The organism is Geodermatophilus africanus (assembly GCF_900107105.1).
Taxonomy (GTDB): domain Bacteria; phylum Actinomycetota; class Actinomycetes; order Mycobacteriales; family Geodermatophilaceae; genus Geodermatophilus; species Geodermatophilus africanus.
In genome coordinates, this window is sequence record NZ_FNOT01000005.1 from 89,115 (window position 1) to 106,652 (window position 17,538).

At 75.0% G+C, this 17,538-nt stretch carries 12 protein-coding genes; 3 read left to right on the forward strand and 9 right to left on the reverse strand.

All coding sequences use genetic code 11. The features are described 5' to 3' along the window. Window positions 1-49: 49 nt before the first annotated feature. The 3 genes from lipA to BLW63_RS10660 form a co-directional block, all read right to left on the reverse strand. Entirely contained in the window at window positions 50-1,024 is a 975-nt protein-coding gene (lipA, locus tag BLW63_RS10650; protein ID WP_091155175.1) for a lipoyl synthase, read from the reverse strand. A gap of 78 nt (window positions 1,025-1,102) precedes the next feature. After that, on the reverse strand, window positions 1,103-2,302 hold the full coding sequence (locus tag BLW63_RS10655; protein WP_091155178.1) for a hypothetical protein: 1,200 nt from the start codon (window positions 2,300-2,302) through the stop codon (window positions 1,103-1,105). Window positions 2,303-2,446: 144 nt separating this feature from the next. After that, window positions 2,447-4,735: a putative bifunctional diguanylate cyclase/phosphodiesterase gene (locus tag BLW63_RS10660; protein WP_091155181.1), complete on the reverse strand. Its 2,289-nt coding sequence runs from the start codon at window positions 4,733-4,735 to the stop codon at window positions 2,447-2,449. Between the two features lie 234 nt (window positions 4,736-4,969). On the opposite strand from BLW63_RS10660, the gene leuS reads away from it, so the two are divergent. Continuing rightward, window positions 4,970-7,858, forward strand: a complete 2,889-nt coding sequence (leuS, locus tag BLW63_RS10665; protein WP_091155185.1) for a leucine--tRNA ligase — start codon at window positions 4,970-4,972, stop codon at window positions 7,856-7,858. 124 nt (window positions 7,859-7,982) lie between these two features. On the opposite strand, the gene lipB is transcribed toward leuS, so the two are convergent. The 3 genes from lipB to BLW63_RS10680 all read right to left on the reverse strand — a co-directional run bounded on the left by lipB (window position 7,983) and on the right by BLW63_RS10680 (window position 10,796). Then, a complete protein-coding gene (lipB, locus tag BLW63_RS10670; RefSeq protein WP_091155188.1) occupies window positions 7,983-8,678 on the reverse strand; it encodes a lipoyl(octanoyl) transferase LipB in 696 nt (231 codons plus the stop codon). Window positions 8,679-8,814: 136 nt separating this feature from the next. Next, window positions 8,815-9,549 (reverse strand): Type 1 glutamine amidotransferase-like domain-containing protein, encoded by a 735-nt coding sequence (locus BLW63_RS10675; RefSeq protein WP_091155191.1) that lies wholly within the window; start codon window positions 9,547-9,549, stop codon window positions 8,815-8,817. Window positions 9,550-9,551: 2 nt separating this feature from the next. Next, window positions 9,552-10,796 carry a protoporphyrinogen/coproporphyrinogen oxidase gene (locus BLW63_RS10680; protein ID WP_091155194.1) on the reverse strand — a complete coding sequence of 415 codons (1,245 nt, stop codon included), beginning with the start codon at window positions 10,794-10,796 and terminating at the stop codon, window positions 9,552-9,554. A gap of 118 nt (window positions 10,797-10,914) precedes the next feature. On the opposite strand from BLW63_RS10680, the gene BLW63_RS10685 reads away from it, so the two are divergent. After that, the gene (locus tag BLW63_RS10685) at window positions 10,915-12,642 is read left to right on the forward strand and encodes a serine/threonine-protein kinase (protein WP_244522495.1); all 1,728 of its coding nucleotides are present in this window, start codon (window positions 10,915-10,917) and stop codon (window positions 12,640-12,642) included. Window positions 12,643-12,649: 7 nt separating this feature from the next. Here BLW63_RS10685 and BLW63_RS10690 read toward each other — a convergent pair whose 3' ends face one another. From BLW63_RS10690 to lpdA, 3 genes are all read right to left on the reverse strand, one after another. Then, window positions 12,650-13,558 (reverse strand): TIGR01777 family oxidoreductase, encoded by a 909-nt coding sequence (locus BLW63_RS10690; RefSeq protein WP_091155201.1) that lies wholly within the window; start codon window positions 13,556-13,558, stop codon window positions 12,650-12,652. Between the two features lie 117 nt (window positions 13,559-13,675). Continuing rightward, on the reverse strand, window positions 13,676-15,580 hold the full coding sequence (gene sucB / locus BLW63_RS10695) for a 2-oxoglutarate dehydrogenase, E2 component, dihydrolipoamide succinyltransferase (protein WP_091155205.1): 1,905 nt from the start codon (window positions 15,578-15,580) through the stop codon (window positions 13,676-13,678). Between the two features lie 53 nt (window positions 15,581-15,633). Next, a complete protein-coding gene (lpdA, locus tag BLW63_RS10700; RefSeq protein ID WP_091155207.1) occupies window positions 15,634-17,013 on the reverse strand; it encodes a dihydrolipoyl dehydrogenase in 1,380 nt (459 codons plus the stop codon). Window positions 17,014-17,166: 153 nt separating this feature from the next. Between lpdA and BLW63_RS10705 the strand changes: the two genes are divergently transcribed. Next, window positions 17,167-17,475, forward strand: a complete 309-nt coding sequence (locus BLW63_RS10705) for an oxidoreductase (RefSeq protein WP_091155210.1) — start codon at window positions 17,167-17,169, stop codon at window positions 17,473-17,475. The last annotated feature ends 63 nt before the right edge of the window (window positions 17,476-17,538 follow it).

A 17,538-nucleotide genomic window follows, 5' to 3' on the forward strand; every position in this document is an offset into this window, starting at 1 on the left:
CAGGATAGGGCCGCCAGCGGCCGGTCCCCGCGGACCGGCCGCGACGTCCTCAGATCGAGCGGGTCAGCCCGCGGGCCTCGACGGCCTGCTGGTACAGCCGGCCGGCCCGGTAGGAGCTGCGCACCAGCGGCCCGGCGAGCACGCCGGGGAAGCCGATCTCCTCGGCCGCCTGCTGGAAGCCGACGAACTCGTCGGGCTTGACCCAGCGGACGACGGGGTGGTGCCGCGGTGAGGGGCGCAGGTACTGGGTGATCGTCAGCAGGTCGCAGCCCGCCTCGTGCAGCGCCCGCATCGTCTCGACGACCTCGTCGGGCTCCTCGCCCATGCCGAGGATGAGGTTGGACTTGGTGACCAGGCCGGCCTCGCGGGCGGCGGTGAGGACCTCCAGCGACCGCTCGAACCGGAAGCCGGGGCGGATCCGCTTGAAGATGCGCGGCACGGTCTCGACGTTGTGCGCGAGCACCTCGGGCCGGGAGGAGAAGACCTCCGCCAGCTGGTCCGGGTCGGCGTTGAAGTCGGGGATGAGCAGCTCGACGCCACAGCCGGGGACGGCGGCGTGGATCTGCCGCACCGTCTCGGCGTAGAGCCAAGCGCCGCCGTCGGGCAGGTCGTCGCGGGCGACGCCGGTGACCGTGGCGTAGCGCAGCTGCATGGTGGCCACGCTCTCGGCGACCCGCCGCGGCTCGTCGGCGTCGAAGTCGGCGGGCTTGCCGGTGTCGATCTGGCAGAAGTCGCACCGCCGGGTGCACTGGTCCCCACCGATGAGGAAGGTCGCCTCGCGGTCCTCCCAGCACTCGTAGATGTTGGGACAGCCGGCCTCTTCGCAGACGGTGTGCAGGCCCTCACGGCGGACCAGCGACTTCAGCTCGGTGTACTCCGGGCCGGTCTTGAGCCGGGTCTTGATCCACTCGGGCTTGCGCTCGATCGGGACCTGGCTGTTGCGGACCTCGAGGCGCAGCAGCTTGCGCCCGGAGGGCGCCGCGGGGGTGTCGGTGGAGGGGGTCGGGGCCACCGTCTCGCTCATGATCGGCCACGGTACCCCCGGGAACGGCAACGCCCGCCTCGACCGAGGCGGGCGTTGCTGCTCAGGGGCGGGTCGCGGTCAGCTCGACGGGTTGCGCTCGTCGTCCGCGTCGGAGCCCAGACCGGCGGTACCGGTCTGCGGCTGGTCGTCCGGCGAGGCCGTGGCGGTGTCCAGGGCCGGGTCGTTCGAACTCGTCGTCGCGGTGTCGGGAGTGCTGGAGCCGGGGCTCTCGGAGGGGACCGACTGCTGCGCCCACGACCCGGCGTCGGTGTCCGGTGGGGTGGCGTCGCCCGGCGTCATCTGGGCGGACGAGACGGTCTTGCCGGAGTTGCTCGGGGAACTGGGCACGGGGTCCTCTCGGTAGCTCGGCACGGGCCCGTCGCCGGTGGGGGCGGGGGTCCACAGGTCGTCGGAGCCGCTGCGGCGGCGCAGCACCACCGCCACGGCGGCGGCGATGCCGAGGACGGCGAGCAGCCACGGCCAGCGCCGTGGCCGGGGCTCGATCCCGACCTTCCGCCCCACTCCCTTACCCGCCTTCGCGGCCTTCCTCTCCAGTTCTCGGCGCTTCTTCGCCGCCGCCTTCTCCAGCTGACCGCGCTTCTTCGCGGCATTGGCCGTGAGGGCGGCGAGCTCGAGACGACGCAGGTCAAACTCATCGCGGGCGCTGCCCAGCCCCGAGGAGAGCGACTCGCGGGTGCTCTCCAGGACCGGCGTCACCGCCTCGCGGGCGGCGATCACCCGGGGTGCCGCGTAGGCCAGCGTGGCGGCCTGCGCGGCGGTCAGCCGGGGGACGACGTCCGTCGCCAGCGTCTTCTGCGCCGCACCGCGGGCTGCCTCGACGCGGGGGGTGAGGTCGGCGACGGCCCTGGTGGCGGCGGCCTGGGCGGCGGCCACCGCGGCGGTCAGGTGGGGCACCGCGGCGTCACGGGCGGCCTCGACCCGAGGGGACAGCGCCTCACGGGCGGCCTCCACCCGGGGGGCGAGGTCCGCGGCGGCCCTGGTGGCCGCGTCGCGGGCGACCTCCACGCGTGGGCCGAGCGCCTCGCGGGCCGCCTCGACCGCGGGCGCGGCGACGGCCACCGCGGCGGCGACCCTGGGCGCGACCGCGGCCATGGCGGCGTCCAGCGCCGGGCCGCTCGCCTCGCGGGCGGCCTCCACCCGCGGTGCGAGCTGTTCCGCCGCTGCCTGCCGGGCCTCCGCCACCGCCGTGCCGATGTGGGCGAGGCCCTCCTGCAGCTCCTCGCCGATGATCTGGCCGTGCGTCTTCTTGCGGAACACGGGATGCACCTCCGGTTGATCGTGTCGGCGGCCATCCTGCCCGGTCACCGCGGACGGCACACCCCCGAGTGCGATCTCCGGGGAGCGGCCGCACGGTGTCGCGGTGACGGCGACACACCTGCGCGGGACGGGGGTGCGGAGCCGTTACAGCGGCTGTACCGGCACGTGCGCCCGGTCCGCCAACCAGCGGACGAACGCGTCGACCGGCATCGGGCGGGCGATCGCGTAGCCCTGGGCGACATCGCAGCCGAGCGCCGCCAGCGCCCGGCCGGTCGCCTCGTCCTCCACGCCCTCGGCGACGAGGCTGAGCCCCAGGTCGTGGGCCAGCGCCACCGTGTGCCGCACGATCGCGGCCGCTCGGTGGTCCCGGCCGACGTCCAGGGTCAGGCTCCGGTCGAGCTTGAGCTCGTCGGCCGGCAGGTGCCGCAGGTAGGCCAGCGAGCTGTAGCCGGTGCCGTAGTCGTCGATCGACGTCCGGATGCCCAGGCGGCGCAGCTCGCCGAGCACGGTCCGGCCCCGCTCGGGGTCGGCCATCAGGGTGTCCTCCACCAGCTCCAGGGTCAGCGCCTGGGTGGGCAGTCCGTGCCGCAGCAGGGCGACCGCCACCTTGCTGGGCAGGTCGAGATCGGAGACGTTCGCCGCCGACAGGTTCACCGAGACCGGCACGCGCGTGGACTCCCACCAGCCGGCGACCGCCTGCAGGGAGAGCTCCAGGACGGTGTCGGTCAGCGGGCGGAGCAGACCGGCCTGCTCCGCGGCAGGGAGCAGGTGCGCGGGGGAGAGCAGTCCCCGCGTCGGGTGCTGCCAGCGGACGAGGGCCTCGACGCCCGCGACCCGTCCGTCGGAGAGATCGACCTGCGGCTGGAGGTGGACCAGCAGCTGGCCGCCCTCGTCCAGCGCCGTCCGCAACTCCTCCATGGTGTGCAGCCGGTCACCCGTGCCGCCGTTCGGGTCGGGGACGTAGGCGCGCACGCCGTCCCGACTGCTCTTGGCGGCGTACATCGCGACGTCGGCGCAGCGGAGCAGCTCCTGCACCGTCGCGGCGGGGACCGGGGCGGTCGCGACCCCGATGCTCACGCCCACGTGCAGGCGGGTCCCCTCGACGGTGAACGGCTGCAGCAGCAGCTCGCGGAGTCCCACGGCCCGCTCCTGCGCCTCGTCGAGGGTGACGTCGGGCAGCAGGACGGCGAACTCGTCACCGCCGAGCCGGGCCAGCGTGTCCGAGCCGCGCAGCGCGCCGTGCAGCCGGGGCCCGACCAGGCGCAGCAGGCTGTCGCCGGCGTGGTGCCCCAGGCTGTCGTTGACCTCCTTGAAGCCGTCCAGGTCGAGCAGCAGCAGGGCGGCGGGGCGGCGGGCGCTGGCGGTGGTCAGCATCCGGCGGGCCTCGTCCATCAGCGCCCGCCGGTTGGGCAGGCCGGTCAGCTCGTCGGTCAGGGCCTGCTCGCGGACCTCGTTGAAGGCGCGGACCTCGCGAAAGGTGATCGCGGTGCGGGCCAGCGCGGCGACCACGCAGCCCACGGCGAGCCAGGCGGCCGCGGAGGAGAACCGGTCGCCGTAGCCGGCGGCGAGGATCACCAGGCTGGCCAGGTTGCAGGCCAGGGGCAGAGCCAGGACGCGCCAGCCCACCCGTGTGCCCGCCCGTGCGCCGGCCTGAGCCGATGCCCGGACGGCGTCCGGGTCGCTGCTGTGCGCGGCCAGCGCGAACAGCGCCATCGCGGAGAGCCAGGCGAGGTCGAGCGGCCCGCCCTCGACGTAGACGCCCGCGGTGGCGAGGTCCAGGTAGACGATGTCACCGACCAGGTTGGCCGCGATCGCGGCGCCGACGAGCAGCAGCGTGCGCTCGCGCCGGACACCCAGCATCGCGCTCACGCCGACCAGCAGGGCCAGCAGGACGACGTCCGCCACCGGGTAGGCGAGGCTGGTGAGCACGGCGGCGACATCGCCCTCGGTGACCTCGAGGGCCGGACCCAGCAGGACGGCGACCGCGACGGCGCCCGCCCCGAGGGCGCCGACGACGCCGTCGAGCCACATGCTGGCGTGGAACCGCGCGACGCGGGCGCGGATCAACCCGATCAGCGCGACGTAGAGCGGGACGTAGTAGACGAGGAAGCAGGCGTCGGCGACCGACGGGAACGGCTCCTCGGCCATCGGCGCGACCACCAGGCTGTAGACCAGGTTGCCCACGAGGCCCCAGACGAGGGAGGCCGTCATCGCCCGCCAGGCCATCCGGTCGGCCTGCGCGCGGCGGGCCGCGGCGGCGCAGACCAGGGCGGCCCCGACGTACACGAGGTTGTAGAGGACGAGGTCGTAGGCGACCGCCCACGCCTCGCCGTCCGGACGGCTCCACACCCCGGTGCTGAACAGGGCCAGGGCCGCCAGCGTCAGCGTGAGGGCGCGGCGGGACGGGGCGGCGGTGTGCCGGGTGGGTCGCACGTGACCGACATCGGCCGGAGCGCAGCCGGGCTCCACCCGACCCGCGCGTTCTCCCCACTGCGGGTGAGCCCGGGCCGGGTGGCCGCGCGCGGTACGATCGAGGCGTGACCAGGCGGCTCCTGCTTGCGCGGCCGTGCTGACCTGAGACCCCCAGTCAGCACGGCGACCCCTCCTGCGTGAGGGGTCTTTTGCTGTTCGCCGCCGGTACGAGCCTCGAGGACCAGGAGCACGACGATGAGCCAGACGGCCGACCAGCCGAGTGTCGAGCCGGTGGGGGACGTCCCGCCGTACCGCTACACGCCCGCCCTGGCGCAGCGGATCGAGCTCGCCTGGCAGGACCGCTGGGAGGCCGAGGGGACGTTCCACACCCCGAACCCGACCGGCCGGCTGTCCGAGGGCTTCGAGAAGGTCGCCGACCGGCCCAAGTACTTCGCGATGGACATGTTCCCGTATCCCTCGGGCGCCGGGCTGCACGTCGGTCACCCGCTGGGGTACCTGGGCACCGACGTCACCAGCCGGTTCCGCCGCATGGACGGCGACAACGTGCTGCACCCGATGGGGTACGACGCCTTCGGCCTGCCCGCCGAGCAGTACGCCGTCCAGACCGGGCAGCACCCGCGGGTCACCACCGAGGCCAACATCGCGGCGATCAGGGCGCAGCTGCGCCGGCTGGGCGTCGACCACGACGACCGCCGCAGCTTCGCCACGATCGACCCGGGCTACTACAAGTGGACCCAGTGGATCTTCCTGCAGATCTTCGGCTCCTGGTTCGACGAGGCCGGCGGCAAGGCCCGCCGCATCGAGGAGCTGGTGGCCGAGCTGGACGCGGGCACCCGTGCGCCCGCCATCGGCACCAACCCGTCCGGCCGTCCCTGGGGTGAGCTGGACGAGGTCGAGCAGCGCAAGGTCGTCGACGCGCACCGGCTGGCCTACCTGCACCAGGCGCCGGTGAACTGGTGCCCCGGTCTGGGGACGGTGCTGTCCAACGAGGAGGTCACCGCCGACGGGCGCTCCGAGCGGGGCAACTTCCCGGTGTTCCGGCGTCCGCTGACCCAGTGGATGATGCGGATCACCGCCTACGCCGACCGGCTGCTGGACGACCTGGACCGGCTGGACTGGTCGGACTCCCTGAAGCTGATGCAGCGCAACTGGATCGGCCGCTCGACCGGTGCGCGGATCGGGTTCTCCTGCGGCAGCGAGACGATCGAGGTCTTCACCACGCGGCCGGACACGCTGTTCGGCGCGACGTACATGGTGGTGGCGCCGGAGCACCCGCTGGTCGATGCGCTGACCGCGTCCGCCTGGCCGGCGGACGTCGATCCGCGGTGGACCGGTGGGGCGGCCAGCCCGGCGGAGGCCGTGAACGCCTACCGGCGCGAGGCGTCCCGGCGGTCGGAGCTGGAGCGGCAGACCGAGGGCCGGGACAAGACCGGCGTCTGGCTGGGCGTCACCGCCGTCAACCCCGTCAACGGCCGTGACCTGCCGGTGTTCGTCGCCGACTACGTGCTGATGGGCTACGGCACCGGCGCGATCATGGCCGTGCCCGGTGAGGACATCCGCGACTTCGAGTTCGCGGAGAGGTTCGGGCTGCCGGTGATCCGGACGGTGCAGCCGCCGGAAGGCTTCGACGGCGGTGCGTACACGGGCGCCGGCCCGATGATCAACTCGGCCAACGACGAGATCTCGCTGAACGGCCTGGACAAGGCCACCGCGATCGCCGCCATCACCGACTGGCTGGTCGAGCACGGCCACGGCGAGGCGACGACGACCTACAAGCTGCGCGACTGGCTGTTCAGCCGGCAGCGCTACTGGGGCGAGCCCTTCCCGATCGTCTACGACGAGAACGACCTGCCGGTCGCCGTCCCGCAGTCGATGCTGCCGGTGCTCCTGCCCGAGGTCGACGACTACTCGCCCAAGACCTTCGCCGACGACGACGCCGACTCCTCGCCCGAGCCGCCGCTGTCACGGGCCACGGAGTGGACGACGGTCGAGCTGGACCTGGGCGACGGGCCGCGCAAGTACCGGCGCGAGACCAACACGATGCCCAACTGGGCGGGGTCGTGCTGGTACTACCTGCGCTACCTGGACCCCGCCGACGACGAGCGGATGGTCGACCCGGAGCTGGAGCGGTACTGGCTGGGCCCGCGCGGCGACGGGGACGTCGGCGGCGTGGACCTCTACGTCGGCGGGGTCGAGCACGCCGTCCTGCACCTGCTGTACGCGCGGTTCTGGCACAAGGTGCTGCACGACCTGGGCCACGTCTCCAGCGAGGAGCCGTTCCGCCGGCTGGTCAACCAGGGCTACATCTCCGCCTTCGCCTACACCGACGAGCGCGGCTTCTACGTGCCCGCGGCCGATGTGGAGGAGAAGGACGGCCGGTTCTTCTACGAGGGCGAGCCGGTCAACCGCGAGTACGGGAAGATCGGCAAGAGCCTGAAGAACATGGTGACGCCGGACGAGATGATCGGCGCCTACGGCGCCGACACCTTCCGCGTCTACGAGATGTCGACCGGGCCGCTGGACCAGTCGCGGCCGTGGGAGACCAAGGCGGTCGTGGGGTCACAGCGCCTGCTGCAGCGGATCTGGCGGGTGGTCGTCGACGAGCGGACCGGAGCGGTGCGCGCGGCCGACGACGTCGAGCCGGCCGAAGAGACGCTGCGCGCGCTGCACCGCGCGATCGCAGGCGTCCGCGACGGGTTCTCGACGCTGCGGTTCAACATCGCCATCGCCCGGATCACCGAGCTGACCAATCACCTGACGCAGGCGTACGGCGCCGAGTCCCCGGTGCCGCGCTCCGTCGTCGGGCCCCTGGTGCTGCTGGTCGCGCCCCTGGCCCCGCACATGGCCGACGAGCTCTGGACGCGGCTGGGACACGACGGCTCCTGCGCATGGGAGCCGTTCCCGGTCGCTGACGAGCGGTGGCTGGTCGAGGACACCGTGCAGGTCGCCGTCCAGGTCAACGGAAAGGTTCGGGCCCAGGTGACCGTGCCGGCGGACGCTGACGCCGCCGCGCTGGAGGCCGCTGCCCGCGCCGACGAGAAGGTGGCAGCGCACCTGGACGGGAAGACGGTGCGCCGCGTCGTCGCCGTCCCCGGCCGGCTGGTCAACTTCGTCGTGGGCTGAAGGACCCCGTCCCCCTCGTGAAGGACCCCCTTGCCCCCCGCCACTCGCCACTCGCAGGCTCGCGACGGGACCCTGCAAGGGGGCCGTCGGGGCTCGGGGCGAGCCTCTGGACGGGGCCGGCGGCTCAGCCGGGCAGGGGAACGGCTCCTGGCCGCGGTGTCGCCCGGTAGGGCGACGCTGTCGTCAGCACCTCGCGCACCGCCTGCTCGACCGGGTCGATGACCTCGGCGACGGTCACGTCGCGGCCGAGCTCGGTCGTGAGCGAGGTGGCGCCGGCGTCCACGATCCCGCAGGGGATCATGTTGCCGAACGCCGACATGTCGGGGTCGCAGTTGAGCGCGAACCCGTGCATGGTCACGCCCCTGGCCACCCGGACCCCGATGGCGGCGACCTTGCGGTCCGGGCGGTGTCTCTGCCCGCCCGCCCGGTCGGCGCGCACCCACACGCCGCTGCGCCCCTCGATCCGCTCGGTGGCCAGGCCGAGACCGTCGCAGACCTCGATGAGCGCCGCCTCCAGGCGCCGCACGTGGGCGACGACGTCGACCGGGTCGGCCAACCGGACGATCGGGTAGCCGACGAGCTGGCCGGGGCCGTGCCAGGTGATCTTGCCGCCACGGTCCACGTCGATGACCGGGGTGCCGTCGAACGGACGCTCGTGCGGCTCGGTGCGCTTGCCCGCGGTGTAGACCGGCGGGTGCTCCAGCAGCAACAGCGTGTCGGGGCCCTCGTCGGCGACCCGGGCCGCGTGCAGCTCGCGCTGCAGTGCCCACGCCTCCTCGTAGGGGACCGTGCCCGCCCGGACCACCCGCAGTTCGCTCACGTCCCCAGCCTAGTGAAGGCCCGCCGCCCCCCCGCGGGCTCGCGGCGGGACCCTGCAGGGGCCACCTGCCCTCACCGGGGGAGGACCCCGGTCCTCCCCGACCTCCGCGAGCCCCGGGGCGCCCGGGCGGGGCCGGTCAGCGCAGCCGGCGGGGCTCGATGCGGGTCTCCACCGCGGTGCCGTCGGGGCCGCGCGCCACCCGGTAGGCGGCCTTGTCGGGCCGGTCGGCGACCGCCTCGACGAGTCCGGTGCCGCGGTAGACCAGGCCCACGCCGTCGTCGGTGGCGTGCCCGCCGGGCAGCGTGCCGTCGGCGACCAGGCGGTGGTAGAGCGGACGGCGCTGCTCCTCGGAGTCGTAGTGGACGCCGTTGGACGTGGGGATCAGCCCGAGGCCGTTCGTGACCGGGCGCAGGTCGGGGCCGTAGGAGTCCGTGGTGCCGCCGACGTGCCAGCACAGCGACCCAGCCGACACCCCGCCCAGCACGACGCCGGCCTCCCACACCTCCCGGAACACCTCGTCGAGCCCGTGCACCCGCCACACCGCGAGCAGGTTCGCCACGCTGCCGCCGCCGACCCAGACGACGTCCTGGGCGAGCAGGTGCGCGCGGACGTCGGGGACGGTGGGCATGGGGAAGAGGCTCAGGTGGCTGACCTGCACCCCGCTGCCGGCGAAGGCGCCGTACACGCCGGCGACCCGCACCGGGTCGTCGCCGGTGGCGGTGCCGAGGTAGCACAGCCGCGGACGCTCGGCCGCGCCCGCCAGCTGGAAGGCGAAGTCGAAGACCGGCCCCGGTGCCCAGTCGTAGGGGCCACGGCGCCGGGAGTCGAAGCCGATGCTCGTGGCGAGGATGGTCGGGGCGGTGGCCGGCACGGTCAGGCAGCTCCTCGCTGACGGGTCTGCAGGCCACGCAGGACGGCGCGGGCGGCCCGCGCCCCGCTGGCCATGGCGCCCTGGATGGACGGGGTGTCGCGGTGGTCGCCGGCCACGTACAGCCCGCCGCCCAGGTCGACCGGCTGGCGCAGGTGCAGCGGCGGGACGGCGGCCGGCTGGGCCTGCGGCACGGTCACCGAGGTGAGGTGTGCCAGGTCGCCCGTCCCGATGCCGTGCAGGGCGGCGATCTCGGCTCGCACGTCGGCCTCGCGGGTGGGGGCGAGGCTGGAGCTGGCGACCAGTGCCCGGCCGTCGGGGCTGTAGGCGGGCTGGGCGTCGGTGAGCACGACGCTGTTGACGAGCTGCCCGCTCGGCGTGCCCAGGACCAGCAGCGGCTCGCCGGACGGGGAGGCGGGGAGCACGTGCAGGTGGGTGGTCACCCGGCGCGGCGCGGACGCCGTCACCCCCGGCACCAGCGCCGCGGCGGTGGCGGGGTCGGTGGCGACGACGACGGCGTCGGCGCGGGTGCGCCCGGCGTCCGTGGTGACCGCGTCCCCGCCCACGGCCGTGACCCGGACGCCCAGGTGCAGGCGCTCGGCGCCGACCCGGTCGGCCAGCTGCTCGCCGACCGACTGCATGCCCCGGGCCGGCAGGCCGATGGCGCCGCGGGCGAAGCTGCGCCACAGCAGGTCCAGGTACCGGCTCGACGTCTCCAGGCGGTCCTCCAGCAGCACCCCGGCGAGGAAGGGGCGGAAGAAGCGCTCGAGAGCCGTGTCGCCCACGCCGGCCCGCCGCAGCCGCTCCTCGGCGGTCGTCTCCGGCTCCCGCAGCAGCCGGGGGACCGGTGTGTAGCCGGCCCGCGCCGAGTAGGCGACGATCGCGGCCTTGCGCAGCGGGGACCCGAGTGGCGCGTACAGCGTGTCGAGCGCCGCCGCGGGCCGCCGGCGCGGGTCGACCACCCGCGACGCCCGGCCGTCGACCCGCACGACCGCCCCCGGCCAGAACCAGCCGAGGTCGAGGGCCGCCAGGTCGAGGTCGGCGGCGCGCGGGTAGCCGGTGTTGAGCACCTGGAAGCCGCGGTCGACGACGAACCCGTCGATCCGCTCGGTGGCCAGTCGGCCACCGGTGTGGCGGGCTGCCTCGGCGACGTGCACGTCGACGCCCGCGGCGCGCAGCCGGACCGCCGCCGACAGGCCGGCGAGCCCGGCCCCGACGACGACGACCTGGGCGCGGGCGGGCAGTGGCATGGCCCGAACCTAGGACGCCCGCTGTCGTGCCACCCGTCCGGGGCCGGGTCCGTGGACGCGGCCGGTGCCTGTGGACGACGTCGGCGGAGTGGCCGCCCGTCCGCCTACGGTGCCCGCCATGCCCGCGTCCCCTCCCGCGCCCGTCGTCCCCGGCTACCGGCTCGAGGAGCTGCTCGGCCGTGGCGGCTCCGGGGAGGTGTGGCGCGCGGTGCCGCGGTCCGGTGGGCCGCCGGTCGCCGTCAAGCTGTTGGTCGCCGGGGACGCCGAGCGACAGGCGCGCGAGGCGGCGTTGCTGGGGGAGCTCGACCACCCGCACCTGGTCCGGCTGCACGAGGTGGTGCACGAGCCCCGTCGCGGCGGCCGGCCGCGCGTGGCCCTGGTGCTCGACCTGCTGGCCGGCGGCAGCCTCGCCGCGCTGTTGGCCCGCCGCGGCCGGCTGCGGCCTGGCGAGGTGGTCACGGCCCTCGCTCCGGTGGCCGCGGCGCTGGCTCACGCGCACGAGCGCGGGGTGGTGCACGGTGACCTCTCGCCCGGCAACGTCGTGTTCACGGCCGAGGGGCGACCGGTGCTCACCGACCTCGGTGTGGCGCGGGTGCTGGGTGAGGAGGCCGCCCGCGAGCTCACGCCGGCCTACGTCGACCCCACCGTGGCCCGCGGTGGCGCACCCGGACCGGCCTCCGACGTCTTCGGTGTCGCCGCCGCGGCCTTCCACGCGCTGACCGGGGTCGCACCGTGGAACGCCGCGACGCCGGCGGACAGGCTGCGGGTGGCCGCGGACGGGACGCCGCCGGACCTCGCCGAGCTGGCCCCCGACGCGCCACCGGACCTGCTCGCCGTCATCGCCCGCGGGCTCTCGGCCGATCCGCACGACCGCGGGTCGGCCGCCGCCCTGGCGCTGGACCTGCGACACGCCTGCCGTCCGGAGCCGGTGCGGCTGCCGCGCGCCGGCGTGTCCGACGAGGAGCCCGACGGCACCGGCCGCGGCCTGCGCACCGAGCTCACCCACCAGGTCCCGGGGCGGCACCGGCGGGTCCCCGAGGAGGTGCCGGCCGACCGCGCCGGGCTGCGAGCCCGGCTGGCGACGTCCGGTCCGCTGCTGCGCCGTGCCGCGGTGCTGGCCGCCGTGGCCGCCGCCGTGGCCGCCGCCGTGGCCATCGTGGCGCTGCTGGGCGGCTGGTGGGGCGGTGCGCCGGCACCCGAGCCGGCGGCCGTGGCCGACCGCGCCGCCGGCACGCCACGCGCGCCGCGGCCGGCGCCGGGCCCGTCCGCAGTCGCGCCGTCGCCGGCCGGGCCGTCCGTCGCCGGTCCGTCGGCCACGGGTCCGTCGGCCGCCGGTCCGTCGGTCGGCCCCGCGCCGGAGACCACCCCCGCGCCGGAGGCCACCGCCGTGCAGACGCCTGGGGTCACCGCCGCGCCGACGCCCGCGCCGCAGGCCGCCGCGGAGCCGCAGGGGGAGTGGCAGGTCCGGCTCGCCGAGCTCTACCAGCGGCGGGTGGAGGCCCTGACCACCGGATCCGTGCCCCTGCTCGACGAGGTGTACGTCCCCGGCAGCACCCTCCTCGCCGCCGACCGGGACACCGTCGAGGGCCTCGAGACCGCCGGCCAGGTGCTCCGCGGCTTCGCCCCCGAGGTGGTCAGCGCGGCCGTCCTCGACGGCTCGGCCGCCGATGGCCGGGTGACCCTGCGCGTGGTCGACCGATGGCCGCCCTACGCGGTCGTGCCGGCCGCGGACGTCGACGGGCCGGCGCTGCGGTCGCTGCTGGGCCGCGGCGACGCGGAGGTGCGGATGACCCTGGAGGCGGGCCCCGCGGGATGGCGGATCGCGACGGCGGAGCGGGTGACCTGAACCCGGCTCAGCCGCGCCGGAGGGCCGTCCGGAGCGCGTCGTCGAGGTCGGGGTGGGTCCACCGGTAGCCGGCCTGCTGCAGCGCCGCCGGGACCGCGCGCTGGCCGGCCAGCACGCTGGACCGGCCGAACTCGCCGAGCGCCAGCGACAGCACCAAGCCGGGAACCGGCAGGACGGCGGGCCGGTGCACCGCCGCGGCGAGGCGACGGACGAACTCGGCGTTGGGGACCGGTTCGGGACCGGTGAGGTTGACCGGACCCGAGACATCGGCGGTCAGCAGGAACCGGATCGCGTCGACCTCGTCGTCCAGGCTGATCCACGGCCAGTACTGGCGCCCCGATCCCATGCGCCCGCCCAGGCCGGCTCGGAAGACCAGGCCCAGGATGCGTACCAGCATGGCGTCGCGGCCGACCACCAGCCCGGTGCGCAGGTGCACCACCCGCACGCCGGCGTCCGCCGCTGCGCTGGTCGCGGCCTCCCAGTCGACGCACAGCCGGGAGATGAAGTCACTGCCGGGCGGCGCATCCTCCTGGACCGGCCGGTCACCGGTGTCGCCGTAGTAGCCCACGGCCGACGCCGACAGGAGCACCCGGCGACGTCCCGGGTCGGCCGCGACCGCCGCGGCCAGCGCCTCGCTCACCGTGAGCGTGCTGTCGAGCCGGCTGGAGCGCAGCTGCTCCTTGTAGCCGGCGGTGAAGGGGCGCGGTCGGATGGGGGTGCCGGCCAGGTTCACCACGGCGTCGACGTCGGAGAACAGGGCGGGGTCGATCCGCCGGTGGTGGGGGTCCCAGCGGTGCTCGTCGGCCGTCCGCGGCGTCCGGCGCACCAGCCGCAGCACGTCGTGCCCGCCGGTGCGCAGTGCCGCGACCAGGCGCGTCCCGATCAGCCCGGAGGAGCCGGTGACCGCGACCTTCATGTGTCTCCTTCAGGCGGGGGCGGACGCGATCGGGGCCCCGGCTGCTGCCGGGGCCCCGATTGGCCCCTGCAGGGTCCCGTCGTGAGCTCGCGAACGATGGGGGCAGGGGGTCCTCGTTCAGGCGAGGCCGACCTCGCCGTGGAACTGACCGGCCTCCAGCCGCTCCTTCACCGTGCCCAGGAAGCGGGCCGCGTCGGCGCCGTCGACGATCCGGTGGTCGTAGGTGAGCGCCAGGTAGACCATCGACCGGACCGCGATCACCTCGCCGAGGCCGGGGTCCTGGACGACGACCGGGCGCTTGACCACGGTGCCGACGCCCAGGATCGCCACCTGCGGCTGGTTGATGATCGGGGTGTCGAACAGCGCGCCCCGGCTGCCGGTGTTGGTCAGCGTGAAGGTGCCGCCGCCGAGCTCGTCCGGCGTGACCTTGTTGGTGCGGGTCCGCTCGGCCAGGTCTGCGATCTTGCGGGCCAGCCCGCCGATGCTCAGGTCACCGGCGTCCCTGATGACCGGGACCAGGAGGCCGCGCTCGGTGTCGACCGCGACGCCCAGGTTCTCGGCGTCGTGGTAGGTCACCGTATTGGCCTCGAGGTCGATCGAGGAGTTCACGGCCGGGTGGGCCTTGAGTGCCTCGACCGCCGCCTTGGCGAAGAACGGCAGGAACGAGAGCTTCACGCCCTCGCGCGCCTCGAAGTCCCGCTTGGCGCGGTCCCGCAAGCGCGCGATGGCGGTGACGTCGGCCTCCACGACCGTCGTCAGCTGGGCGCTGACCTGCAGCGACTCCACCATCCGGCGGGCGATGACGGTGCGCAGCCGGGAGAGCTTCTCGGTGCGCCCGCGCAGCGAGGTGTCGGGCTGGGCGGCCGGCGACGGGCTCGGGGCCGGCCGGCCGGAGGCGGCGGCGGGGGCCGGCGCCTCCGCCGGGGCGGCCGCCTGCTCGGCGGCGGCGATGACGTCCTGCTTGCGGATCCGCCCGCCGACGCCGGTGCCGGACACCGAGGAGAGGTCGACGCCGCGCTCGGCGGCCAGCCGGCGCACCAGCGGGGTGACGTACTGACCGCCGCCGTCACCCGCGGGCGCGGGAGCCGGGGTCTTCGGCTGGGCGGGCGCCTGCGGAGCCACCGCCTGCGCGGGCGAGGGCGCGTCGGTGGGGGAGGTGCTCGGCAGTACACCGCCGGAGCCGTAGTCCGCACCGGGCTGCTCCGAGGCCGGCTGCGCCCGCTGCGGGGTCGGGTCGGCCTGCGGGGTCGGGGCCTTCGCCTGCGCCGGCGGCGCCGGCTCCCGCGGCTCCTCCTGCGACTGCGGCTCCTGCTGGGCCGGGGCGGAAGGGGCCTGCGCCGGGGCGCCCCCGCCGGCGGAGCCGGAGCCGATGACGGCCAGCTCCGCGCCGACCTCGACCGTCTCGTCCTCGTTCACCGAGATCGACAGCAGGGTCCCCGACGCCGGTGCGGGGATCTCGGTATCGACCTTGTCGGTGGAGACCTCGAGGAGCGGCTCGTCGGCGGTCACCTCGTCACCGACGGACTTCAGCCAGCGGGTGACGGTCCCCTCGGTGACGCTCTCCCCGAGCGCCGGCATGGTCACCGGCGTCCCCTGGCCGCCACCGCCACCGCCACCGCCACCGCCATCGCCACCGCCGTCGGCCGAGGCCGACGCGGGCTGCGGTTCCTGCTGCTGCTCCTCCGGCGGCGCCGCGTCGGCGTCCTCGACCTGCTGGGCCGGGGTCTGCGGGGTGGTGTCGGCGTCCTCGGCCGATGCGGGGCCGCCGGAGCCGCCGCCGTCGCCCTCTCCACCGATGACGGCGAGCTCGGCTCCCACCTCGACCGTCTCGTCCTCGGCGACCAGGATCCTGCTGAGGACGCCGGCGGCCGGGGAGGGGATCTCGGTGTCGACCTTGTCGGTCGAGACCTCGAGGAGGGGCTCGTCGACCTCGACCTGCTCACCCTCCTGCTTGAGCCATCGGGTGACCGTGCCCTCGGTGACGCTCTCGCCCAGGGCGGGCATGGTGACGGAGGTCGGCATCGGGGCGGGGCTCCTTCTGGCGCGGGTGGGGTGGGGGGAAGTGGTGCGGTGGCTCAGCCGTGCACGTGCAGCGGCTTGCCGGCGAGCGCGAGGTGGGCCTCGCCCAGGGCCTCGCTCTGCGTCGGGTGCGGGTGGATGAGGGCGGCGACGTCGTCGGCCTCGGCCTCCCAGTTGTAGATCAACTGCGCCTCGGCGATCAGCTCGCCGACCCGGCTACCGACCATGTGGACGCCGACGACGGGGCCGTCGACGGCCTGCACCAGCTTGACCGCGCCGGCGGTCTTGAGGATCTGGCTCCGGCCGTTGCCGCCGAGGTCGTAGTTCAGCGTCTTGATCTCGCCGAAGCGCTCCTTGGCCTGCGCCTCGGTGAGACCGACCGAGGCGACCTCGGGGTCGGAGTAGGTGATCCGCGGGACGCCGGCGTAATCGATCGGGGCGGGCTCGAGGCCGGCCAGCCGCTCGGCGACGAGGATGCCCTCGGCGAAGCCGACGTGGGCCAGCTGCAGCGTCGGGATCAGGTCGCCGACGGCGGAGATGGTGGGCACGTTGGTCCGGAGGTACTCGTCGACGAGGACGTAGCCGCGCTCCATGGCGACGCCGGCCTCCTCGTAGCCCAGGCCCTGGCTGACCGGGCCGCGGCCCACGGCCACCAGCAGCAGCTCGGCCTCGAACTCCTTGCCGTTCTCCAGCGACACCTTGACGCCGTTCTCGGTGTGCTGCACGCCCGAGAAGCGACTGCCGAGCTCGAAGCCGATCTTGCGGCGGCGGAACGCGCGCTCCAGGAGCTTGGAGGACGACTCGTCCTCCAGCGGCACCAGGTGGGGCAGGGCCTCGATGATGGTGACGTCGACGCCGAAGGACTTCCAGGCGCTGGCGAACTCGCAGCCGATGACGCCGCCGCCCAGGATGATCGCCGAGGCGGGTACCCGGTCCATGTCCAGCGCGTGGTCGCTGGTGATGACCCGGGTGCCGTCGATGTCGAGGCCGGGCAGCGAACGGGCGTAGGAGCCGGTGGCCAGCAGCACGTGCTTGCCCTCGTAGCGCTGCCCGCCGACCTCGACCGCGGTGGGGGAGACCAGCCGGCCCTCGCCCTCGACGTACTGGATCTTGCGGCTCTTGATCAGGCCCTGCAGGCCCTTGTAGAGCCGGGAGACGACGCCGTCCTTGTAGCTGTTGACGCCGTCCATGTCGATGCCGGCCAGTGACGTCTTGACGCCGAACTGCTCACCCTCGCGGGCCAGGTCGGCGACCTCGCCGGCGTGCAGTAAGGCCTTGGTGGGGATGCAGCCGCGGTGCAGGCAGGTGCCACCGACCTTGTCCCGCTCGACGAGGACGACGGACATGCCCAGCTCGGCGGCGCGCAGCGCGGCGGCGTAGCCACCCGAGCCACCACCGAGGATGACCAGGTCGGCGGGGGAGGTGGGTGCGCTCACGAGTACTCCTCGGGTGCCGGGGCCCGCCTGCGTTCACACGGGCGGGGGATGGTCCGCGTCCATCCTGCCACTCCGGGAACGCGGCCGTGGGCAGCACCGTTGCCACCGCGGACGTCGCGCTCCGAGCGCGGCCCGGGTGGGACGGGAGCGGACATGGGGCTGTGGGGTCGACTGCGGGGCCGGACGCCGGGCCGGGGCACGCTCGACCGGGGCTCGGGGCGGGCCGACGTCGCCCACCTCGAGCAGTTCGTCGCCACGCGGCGCGGCGTCGAGGGGTACGTCGAGCCCCGGACGGCGGTCACCGAGACCACGATCGTCCTGGTCGCCGCCGACGGCGAGTGGACGCGGCGCCGGATCGACGGACCGGAGACCGCCCGGCGGCTCTCCCGTGAGCTCGGCATCCCCGTCTACGACGCACAGGTGACCGGCTACCCGCAGCGGATGCGGGACTGGCGGAAGTAGAAGGACCCCGCTGCCCCCCACCCCTCGCTCCGCTCGCGGTGGGCCCCTGCAGCGGGGCCGTTC

Excerpts from the sequence above, each read along its gene's own strand:
- leuS (WP_091155185.1), top strand. The coding sequence starts at position 4,970 with ATGAGCCAGACGGCCGACCAGCCGAGTGTCGAGCCGGTGGGGGACGTC.
- lipA (WP_091155175.1), bottom strand. The coding sequence starts at position 1,024 with ATGAGCGAGACGGTGGCCCCGACCCCCTCCACCGACACCCCCGCGGCG.
- sucB (WP_091155205.1), bottom strand. The coding sequence starts at position 15,580 with ATGCCGACCTCCGTCACCATGCCCGCCCTGGGCGAGAGCGTCACCGAG.
- BLW63_RS10690 (WP_091155201.1), bottom strand. The coding sequence starts at position 13,558 with ATGAAGGTCGCGGTCACCGGCTCCTCCGGGCTGATCGGGACGCGCCTG.
- BLW63_RS10680 (WP_091155194.1), bottom strand. The coding sequence starts at position 10,796 with ATGCCACTGCCCGCCCGCGCCCAGGTCGTCGTCGTCGGGGCCGGGCTC.
- BLW63_RS10705 (WP_091155210.1), top strand. The coding sequence starts at position 17,167 with ATGGGGCTGTGGGGTCGACTGCGGGGCCGGACGCCGGGCCGGGGCACG.
- BLW63_RS10685 (WP_244522495.1), top strand. The coding sequence starts at position 10,915 with ATGCCCGCGTCCCCTCCCGCGCCCGTCGTCCCCGGCTACCGGCTCGAG.